9 protein-coding genes, 2 tRNA genes and 1 rRNA gene are annotated in these 7,459 nt (G+C 48.2%); all 12 read left to right on the forward strand.

Annotated features, from left to right (window positions below):
- The first annotated feature begins 12 nt into the window (after positions 1-12).
- A complete protein-coding gene (locus DWZ16_RS14045; RefSeq protein WP_118523074.1) occupies positions 13-2,379 on the forward strand; it encodes an ATP-dependent RecD-like DNA helicase in 2,367 nt (788 codons plus the stop codon).
- On the forward strand, positions 2,376-2,504 hold the full coding sequence (locus DWZ16_RS17035) for a double zinc ribbon domain-containing protein (protein WP_412694357.1): 129 nt from the start codon (positions 2,376-2,378) through the stop codon (positions 2,502-2,504). The genes DWZ16_RS14045 and DWZ16_RS17035 overlap by 4 nt, the downstream gene beginning before the upstream one ends.
- Before the next feature lie 152 nt (positions 2,505-2,656).
- Positions 2,657-3,124, forward strand: a complete 468-nt coding sequence (locus tag DWZ16_RS17040; protein ID WP_412694358.1) for a ComF family protein — start codon at positions 2,657-2,659, stop codon at positions 3,122-3,124.
- Between the two features lie 187 nt (positions 3,125-3,311).
- A complete protein-coding gene (locus DWZ16_RS14055) occupies positions 3,312-4,154 on the forward strand; it encodes a YcxB family protein (protein WP_118523075.1) in 843 nt (280 codons plus the stop codon).
- A gap of 242 nt (positions 4,155-4,396) precedes the next feature.
- On the forward strand, positions 4,397-4,561 hold the full coding sequence (gene rpmG, locus DWZ16_RS14060; RefSeq protein ID WP_207722866.1) for a 50S ribosomal protein L33: 165 nt from the start codon (positions 4,397-4,399) through the stop codon (positions 4,559-4,561).
- Between the two features lie 58 nt (positions 4,562-4,619).
- Positions 4,620-4,823, forward strand: coding sequence for a preprotein translocase subunit SecE (secE, locus tag DWZ16_RS14065; protein ID WP_022359100.1), 204 nt, complete (start codon positions 4,620-4,622; stop codon positions 4,821-4,823).
- A gap of 17 nt (positions 4,824-4,840) precedes the next feature.
- Positions 4,841-5,359 (forward strand): transcription termination/antitermination protein NusG, encoded by a 519-nt coding sequence (nusG, locus tag DWZ16_RS14070; protein WP_022359099.1) that lies wholly within the window; start codon positions 4,841-4,843, stop codon positions 5,357-5,359.
- Positions 5,360-5,428: 69 nt separating this feature from the next.
- On the forward strand, positions 5,429-5,854 hold the full coding sequence (gene rplK / locus DWZ16_RS14075; RefSeq protein WP_022359098.1) for a 50S ribosomal protein L11: 426 nt from the start codon (positions 5,429-5,431) through the stop codon (positions 5,852-5,854).
- Positions 5,855-5,921: 67 nt separating this feature from the next.
- The gene (rplA, locus tag DWZ16_RS14080) at positions 5,922-6,617 is read left to right on the forward strand and encodes a 50S ribosomal protein L1 (RefSeq protein ID WP_022359097.1); all 696 of its coding nucleotides are present in this window, start codon (positions 5,922-5,924) and stop codon (positions 6,615-6,617) included.
- Positions 6,618-6,885: 268 nt separating this feature from the next.
- Positions 6,886-6,971 (forward strand) — tRNA-Ser (locus DWZ16_RS14085).
- Positions 6,972-7,015: 44 nt separating this feature from the next.
- Positions 7,016-7,104, forward strand: a tRNA-Ser gene (locus DWZ16_RS14090).
- Positions 7,105-7,360: 256 nt separating this feature from the next.
- A 16S ribosomal RNA gene (locus tag DWZ16_RS14095) occupies positions 7,361-7,459 on the forward strand; the annotation flags it as partial.

The following is a 7,459-nucleotide window of genomic DNA, read 5'->3' on the forward strand; positions in this document are numbered from 1 at the left end:
TAGCATAAAAATATGGCAGCAGTTAAAGGATATATTGAAAAAATAAAATACCGCAATGAGGACAATGGCTATACGGTTCTCTCTATCAGCGGCTTGGACGACGGGGAGGAATATGTGCTGGTTGGCACTTTTTCCTACATCGCAGAGGGCGAGATGATCGAGGCGAGCGGGCGTATGACCGAGCATCCGATTTACGGGGAACAGATGGCGGTGGAAAGCTATGAGCTGAAAGCGCCTGAGGATACTGTTTCCATGGAACGATATTTAGGCTCCGGCGCCATCAAAGGCGTCGGGGCTGCTTTAGCTTCCAGGATTGTTAAAAAATTTAAGGCGGATACATTCCGCATCATGGAAGAAGAGCCGGAACGCCTCGCGGAGGTCAAGGGAATCAGTGAAAAAATGGCGATGTCCATCGGTGAACAGGTCGAGGAAAAGCGCGATATGCGCCAGGCGATGATGTTTCTGCAAAATTATGGCATTTCCATCAATCTGGCGGTTAAAATCTACCAGGAATACGGTCCGGCAATGTACACGATTCTCCAGAACAATCCGTATAAGCTGGCGGACGATATTCCGGGCGTCGGTTTTAAGATGGCAGACGAGATCGCGGCGAAGATAGGAATCGTGGCAGATTCGGATTTCCGCATCAAGAGCGGCATCCTGTATACACTCTATCAGGCGACGGCGAACGGGCACACATACCTGCCGGAGGACGAGCTGGCGGATCGGGCGGCAAAGCTTCTACAGGTTGAGATTTCCGAGATTGACAAGCATCTGATGGATATGCAGATGGATAAACGGCTGGTGATCCGGGAGAGGAAACAGCAGAAAACAGCAGAAATGGATGTTTTTGTTCAGGCGGAATCGGCAGTGTCGGGGCAGATGCAGCCGCAGCCAGATGTTTTGGGTGAACCGAATGCATCAAATGTATCAAATATAGCAAACGCCCCGGAACGCGCCGTTTATGCATCACACTACTATTATACCGAGCTAAACACCGCCCGCATGCTGCACGACTTAAACATCACTGGTTCCGAATCGGAAGAACAGATTCGGAAAAGTCTGGCAGCCATCCAGAAAGAGGAACAGATCGAGCTGGATGAACTGCAGATCCGCGCGGTGATTGAGGCGGTCAACTGCGGACTTTTGGTAATCACGGGCGGTCCGGGTACCGGAAAAACGACGACGATCAACACGATCATCCGGTATTTTGAAAAGGGCGACATGGATATCCTGCTGGCAGCTCCGACCGGACGCGCAGCAAAAAGGATGACCGAGGCGACAGGCTATGAGGCGAAGACGATTCACCGCCTGTTAGAGCTGACGGGAATGCCAGAGGAGGATGAGAAGAGCCGGACGACTTCGATGCACTTTGAGCGGAACGAGGACAATCCGCTGGAAGCTGATGTCATCATTATCGATGAAATGTCGATGGTGGATATCAATCTGATGCATTCACTGCTCCGGGCGGTCAATGTCGGCACACGTCTGATTCTGGTAGGTGATGTGGATCAGCTTCCGAGTGTCGGACCGGGCAATGTCCTGCGTGATATCATCGAGTCAGAGTGTTTCCATGTGGTAAAGCTAACCCGGATTTTCCGGCAGGCGGCGCAGAGCGATATTATCGTCAACGCCCACCGCATCAATGCCGGAGAGCGCATTCCGATCGGAAAGTCAAGCAGGGATTTCCTCTTTATAAAGCGTGATGATCCGAATGCGATCATCAATGCAATGATCACGCTGGTACGTGAAAAACTGCCGAATTACGTCCATGCCGATTTGTTTGAGGTACAGGTCATGACGCCGATGCGGAAGGGAGTGCTGGGATCGATACGGTTAAATTCCATTTTGCAGGAATTTTTAAATCCGCCATCGGCAGAAAAGGCGGAAAAAGAGTATGGCGAGACGACGTTTCGTGTGGGCGACAAGGTCATGCAGATCAAGAACAATTACCAGATTGAGTGGACCTCCTACAACCGCAGCGGCATCCCGGTGGACAAGGGAGCCGGCGTGTTCAACGGGGATCTTGGGCGCATCCGCGAGATCAATACCTTTGCGGAGCTGGTAACCGTGGAGTATGATGAGGGAAAACGTGTCGAGTACAGCTTCAAGCAGCTGGAGGAGCTGGAACTGGCATATGCGATCACGATCCACAAGTCGCAGGGAAGCGAGTATCCGGCGGTCGTGATTCCGGTCTGGAGCGGACCGCAGATGCTGATGACGCGGAATCTGATTTACACGGCGGTTACAAGGGCAAGAGCCTGTGTCTGCCTGGTCGGTGTCCCGTATGTGTTTCAGCAGATGGTGGACAATGCGATGGAACAGAAGCGCTATTCGGGACTGCGCGACCGCATTGAAGAAATTATGGAGACATTGTGATAAAAAATATAAAATGGAATCAATTCCCCCGCGCCGCTCTGGATGCGCTATATCCAAGGCGCTGCCCGGTCTGCGGGGAGATCGTGACGCCGAAGGGCGGGCTTATCTGTCCTCGTGTCTTTTGAGGCTTTCGCCTGTCAAATCGCCGGTTTGTCAGAAATGTGGAAAAGAAGTTTGGAGTGAAGAAATCGAATATTGTCCAGACTGTGTGAAACACCGCCGGTCATTTGCGCGTGGGATGGCACTCTTTAACTATACGGAGGAAGCTGCGCGCTCGATGGCAGCGGTTAAATATAAAAATAAGAGGGAATATCTCGATTTTTATGCCGAAGCTGCAGCGGAAAAGCTGAGGCAGCATGAAAATCGGGAGGAGTGGCAGTTTGATGGTCTGGTTCCCGTTCCGGTCCACCCGGCGCGGAAACGGAAACGCGGTTTCAATCAGGCGGAGGTTCTGGCAAAGCGGATGGGCGAGCGGCTGGAAATGCCGGTGTACCCGGAATTTTTATATCGGATACGAAATACAGAACCCCTGAAAGAGCTGAATCCAGATGAACGGCTCCGGAATTTACAGCAGGCGTTTCAGGCAGATGCGGAGGCAATCCGGGCAAGTGGTGTGCAAAACGTGCTTCTCGTGGATGATATTTATACGACTGGAAGCACGGCGGAAGCGTGTACCCGGGCGCTTCTGTCTGCGGGGATCGAAAAAGTCTGTTTTTTTGCCGTTTGTATTGGACAAGGACGCTAAAGTGGGATATGATAGAGAAGATAGGCAGAGGAAAGCCTTATAAGTGGAAATACTCCGGCATTTCTGGATGAAAAGAATAGTAGAAAGCATTTGAATCTAAAAGTTTGCGGGAGAGGCAAAAGGAGGTTCAGGAGACGGAAGGAATGCGGGGGGAGATTTCAAGTAAGAAAGAAAAGGAGTAAAAAGAATGCAGGAATTTGAATATCGCCTGGAAAAGGAAGATTATAAAAACTGGATTCACTGGAACGTGCTTAAGCATGAGTCCAAGAAAATGAAGATGGTGTCGGCACTCTTATATGTCGCATTTTTAGCTCTCTTTCTGGGAAAAAATGTGATGCAGGCAAAGGGCAATCTGGTTCTTCTTGTACCGTCCATCGTGATAGCGGTGCTGGTCGGCATCGGCATGTTTTACATGATTTCAAACCAGAACCAGGAGCGGATGATCTGGAAACGGAGCGGACTTAAAAATTTGGAAAAGACGGGCAATTTCCCAGTCGTACATCTGACGCTGGATGAGAAGACACTGACCATGACGGTTGCGGCACAGGAGATGACCAAGACTTACAGCTACAGCGACATTGAGCAGATGGTTGAGATTGAGCGGATGTATCTGCTTGAGACGAACGAGAAAACCTGGCAGTTTATCGCCAAGTCGGCATTTTCCAGCGAGGAAGAGCAAAAGCGGTTTGAGACATTCATGAATGAAAAGCTTGCGGATGCCAAGGAAAACCCGGAAGAATATCCATCCGTGACAAAAAATCCGGAAAATGCGGAGAACCAGGAGGGCGGCGCCCTGCATCAGAACGCCGCGCTTGAGGATGATGTTGTGGAAGCTGATGAGCCGGAGATCACCCGCGTGGATACAAGCCATATGGGTAAGATTGGAAAAATGGCGCATTTTATCGGAAGCCAGGCGGCAGATGAGGAAGAAACCGATGAGCCTGAAAAGGCGGAGCCGGATACCACAGACAGTCATGAAAATGTGGAAGAAAAGACAGATGCTGTAAACGAGGAGAAAATGGACGAGTAAACCTTTCTGATTGTTTTATAGCATCTGAAATACGAGGCGCGGGCAGAATCTGGTTCTAGCCTGCACTAAGTGAAAACGATATCTATAATATAAAAGAGGCGGCGAATGTCGGCAAGTTATTGCTTGACGCGCCGCTTCTTTTATGATATAGTAGACGGGCGAATGGAAGAACATAGGTCTTTTTTTTATGCTCAAAAACCAGATTTCCGGTTGGAGAGTGGAAAGATCGCATACTAAGAAAAATGGAGGTGGAAGTTGTGCGTACAAGAATTACACTGGCATGCACAGAATGCAAGCAGCGCAATTACAACATGACCAAGGATAAGAAAACTCATCCGGACAGAATGGAAACCAAAAAGTACTGCAGATTCTGTAAGACACACACGTTACACAAAGAGACGAAGTAAGAGTAACTGGTTGGTTCTGCGCGATCGGGCATCTGCCTGAGCGCTTTGGAGGACAAAAATGGGTGATACAGAAAATACCAAAAAAGCTCCTAAAAAGAGTTTCTGGAAAGGTCTAAAAGCTGAGTACAAAAGGATCATCTGGCCTGACAAAGAGACAGTTACGAAGCAGACTGGAGCGGTCATCGCCGTTTCCGTTGCGCTGGGACTTATCATTGCGGCTCTTGACACGGCAATCGTGTTTGGACTGCACTTCGTTATGTAAAGGCAAAGGTGAGAAATATGGCAGAAGCAAATTGGTATGTAGTGCATACTTATTCCGGCTATGAAAACAAAGTAAAGGTTGACATCGAAAAGACGATCGAGAACCGGAACCTTCAGGATCAGATCTTAGAGGTTTCCGTGCCGATGCAGGAAGTTATCGAAGTCAAGAATGGAGCCAATAAACAGGTTGCCAAGAAGATGTTTCCCGGATACGTACTGATCAACATGGTTATGAATGATGATACCTGGTACGTAGTACGCAACACCCGCGGAGTGACCGGGTTTGTTGGTCCGGGCTCCAAACCGGTTCCTTTGACGGAAGAGGAGATGGCCGGTCTCGGATTTAAGGAAACCGGCGTTGTCGTTGACTTTGAGGTCGGCGACACGGTTGTTGTAACGACAGGGGCATGGAAAGATACCGTTGGTGTTATCGAGTCCATCAACGAGGAAAGACAGACCCTGACGATTCGTGTAGAACTGTTTGGCCGTGAGACACCGGTTGAACTGAACTTCACAGAGATCAAGAAGATGATGTAAAGAGGTTCATTTATGAGCCTGTGGGAGGGAAATCCCCGCAATTACCACAATTTATAGGAGGTGCCAACAATGGCAAAGAAAGTTACAGGATATATTAAATTACAGATTCCTGCTGGAAAGGCTACACCAGCTCCGCCAGTAGGTCCGGCTCTTGGACAGCACGGTGTAAACATCGTACAGTTCACGAAAGAGTTCAACGCTAAGACAGCAGACCAGGGCGATATGATCATCCCGGTTGTTATTACTGTATATGCTGACAGAAGCTTCAGCTTCATCACAAAGACTCCGCCGGCTGCCGTTTTGTTAAAGAAAGCTTGCAAGATTAAATCCGGTTCCGCTACACCGAACAAGACTAAGGTAGCTAGCATCTCGAAAGAGGATCTGCAGAAGATCGCAGAATTAAAGATGCCTGACTTAAATGCAGCAAGCCTTGAAGCTGCTATGAGCATGATCGCTGGTACAGCAAGAAGTATGGGTATCACAGTTGCCGAGTAATTTTCGGGATGTTTATCAGTAACGTGGGAGGGAATTCCCCGACAATACCACTAGGAGGTTTTTTATAATGAAAAGAGGAAAAAGATACGTAGAGGCTGCTAAATTAGTAGATCGCGCAAGCCTTTATGAAGCTGCAGATGCCATCTCCATCGTGAAGAAGGCTGCAGGTGCTAAATTCGATGAAACCGTAGAACTTCATATCAGAACTGGTTGTGACGGCCGTCATGCTGATCAGCAGATCCGTGGTGCAGTTGTACTGCCGCACGGAACTGGTAAGACCGTTCGTATCCTTGTATTTGCTAAGGGACCGAAGGCAGAAGAGGCTCAGGCTGCAGGCGCAGATTTCGTAGGCGCTGAGGAGCTGATCCCGAAGATCCAGAACGAGGGATGGTTAGACTTCGACGTAGTAGTAGCTACTCCGGACATGATGGGCGTTGTAGGACGTCTTGGTCGTGTACTTGGACCGAAGGGCTTAATGCCGAACCCGAAGGCTGGTACTGTTACTATGGATGTAACCAAAGCTATCAATGATATCAAAGCCGGTAAGATCGAGTACAGACTTGATAAGACTAACATTATCCACGTGCCAGTAGGTAAAGCTTCCTTCACAGAGGAGCAGTTAGCGGACAACTTCCAGACGCTTATTGACGCTATCCTGAAGGCAAAACCAGCTACCTTAAAGGGCGCTTACTTAAAGAGTGTAACCATGACTTCTACCATGGGCCCGGGCGTTAAGCTGAACGTAGGTAAGCTGATTGGCTAATCAGAAGACGTTATAGAATCAAGAGGATGAGGGACTTTTGGGTCTTTCGTCCTCTTTTTTTCGATTGTCGAAAAAATATAAATAAAGTCAAAAAAACAGTTGACTTTATACTTTAGTAGTGATAAAATATGTTCTGTTGCCGCTGAGAAAGCGGAAACGAAAATTAAAGAGTCAAGACGCACAGGTGATTGTGAAAACTTTCAAAAAGAAAGTGAAAAAGTCCTTGACAAAAATGAATATCCATTATATAATGGTTAAGCACATTTTTGGAGAGATATCGAAGCGGTCATAACGAGGCGGTCTTGAAAACCGTTTGTCCGAAAGGGCGCGTGGGTTCGAATCCCACTCTCTCCGTTTCAAAAACGGTTATTAATTTCATAAGATATGAAAATCAACCTGCAGAAGTACCCAAGAGGTTGAAGGGGCTCCCCTGGAAAGGGAGTAGGTCGTTAGTAGCGGCGCGAGGGTTCAAATCCCTCCTTCTGCGTTCGATGCGAAAGCATCAGGAACCTTGAAAACTGAACAGTATGTAAAACCCTGAAAATTCTAAGAACAAAGGCTTTTGGTTAAGCCTTGAAGTTCAAGAGAACATTCAGAACATTCGCGATAAAAACGAGTCCATGACTGCTTGCAGGCATGAGCGAGTTGAACGCGATGAGCAAAATGCAAATTTTGCGAAGAACCAAAACAACAGTAATAACGGTTAAAATTAGCCAAGCGAATTTTGACTGGAATCAAAACTTTAACATGAGAGTTTGATCCTGGCTCAGGATGAACGCTGGCGGCGTGCTTAACACATGCAAGTCGAACGAAGCAATCTAGCGGAAGTTTTCGGATGGAAG

This window comes from Clostridium sp. AF29-8BH (assembly GCF_003478145.1).
GTDB classification, from domain to species: Bacteria; Bacillota; Clostridia; order Lachnospirales; family Lachnospiraceae; genus Otoolea; species Otoolea fessa.

Bases quoted from the DNA above. Each gene is read 5' to 3' on its own strand.
- DWZ16_RS14045 (WP_118523074.1), top strand. From the start codon at position 13: ATGGCAGCAGTTAAAGGATATATTGAAAAAATAAAATACCGCAATGAG.
- DWZ16_RS17040 (WP_412694358.1), top strand. From the start codon at position 2,657: ATGGCAGCGGTTAAATATAAAAATAAGAGGGAATATCTCGATTTTTAT.
- DWZ16_RS14055 (WP_118523075.1), top strand. From the start codon at position 3,312: ATGCAGGAATTTGAATATCGCCTGGAAAAGGAAGATTATAAAAACTGG.
- rpmG (WP_207722866.1), top strand. From the start codon at position 4,397: ATGGAGGTGGAAGTTGTGCGTACAAGAATTACACTGGCATGCACAGAA.
- secE (WP_022359100.1), top strand. From the start codon at position 4,620: ATGGGTGATACAGAAAATACCAAAAAAGCTCCTAAAAAGAGTTTCTGG.
- nusG (WP_022359099.1), top strand. From the start codon at position 4,841: ATGGCAGAAGCAAATTGGTATGTAGTGCATACTTATTCCGGCTATGAA.
- rplK (WP_022359098.1), top strand. From the start codon at position 5,429: ATGGCAAAGAAAGTTACAGGATATATTAAATTACAGATTCCTGCTGGA.
- rplA (WP_022359097.1), top strand. From the start codon at position 5,922: ATGAAAAGAGGAAAAAGATACGTAGAGGCTGCTAAATTAGTAGATCGC.